General features: G+C 68.5%; 1 protein-coding gene. It reads left to right on the forward strand.

All coding sequences use genetic code 11. From position 1 onward, the window contains the following. The first annotated feature begins 25 nt into the window (after nt 1-25). Nucleotides 26-673: a phosphate signaling complex protein PhoU gene (phoU, locus tag P3H15_RS54230; protein ID WP_276144862.1), complete on the forward strand. Its 648-nt coding sequence runs from the start codon at nt 26-28 to the stop codon at nt 671-673. The last annotated feature ends 105 nt before the right edge of the window (nt 674-778 follow it).

Consider the following 778-nt stretch of genomic DNA (forward strand, 5'->3'; position numbering starts at 1 on the left):
TGCGGGGTGCACGATGATGATGCGCATGCGGATGAAGTTTCACGAGCAGCTCGACGACCTGACCGACAAGCTGGCATCGATGTGCCATCTGGCCGGGGAGGCCATCCAGGTGGCGACCGATGCCCTGGTGATGGCGGACCTGCCCCTGGCCGAGCGGGTGTTCGACCTCACCGAGCGGATCGAGGAGCTCCACGGTCCGTGCGAGGACCAGGCGATGACGCTGCTGGCGCTGCAGGCCCCGGTGGCGCGAGATCTCCGTCAGGTCGTCACCGGTGTGCACCTCGTGACGGACCTGAGCCGGATGGGCGGGCTGGTACAGCATGTCGCCGAAAGTGTCCGCCGCCGCCATCCCGACCACATCACCTCCGGGGAAGCCGAGGAACTGCTCGCCCGGATGGGGCGGGTGGCGGCCGAGTTGGCCGGCCTCGCCGAACGGGTCCTGCGCACGCACGATCCCGAACTGGCCGCCGAGATCGGCAGACACGATGACGAGCTCGACGACCTGCACCGACGGCTGCTCACCGTGATCCAGGACCCGGCCTGGGAGGGCACCATCCCGGCCGCGGTGGACGTGACCTTGCTCGGCCGCTTCTACGAACGCTTCGGTGACCACACCGTCGTGGTCGGGCGCCGGGTGATCTTCCTCGTGACCGGGGAACCGTTGAACCCGTAAGCGGGGAACTCGGGAGACCGGTCCGAAGAAGTACCGGCGACCTGATCGGGCCCTTGTGCGGCTCATTGCCCACGTTCGCGTGCGCCCAGATGTCAGCCGGGGCGG

The sequence above is a fragment of the Rhodococcus sp. T2V genome (assembly GCF_029269925.1).
Classification (GTDB): Bacteria; Actinomycetota; Actinomycetes; order Mycobacteriales; family Mycobacteriaceae; genus Rhodococcus_F; species Rhodococcus_F koreensis.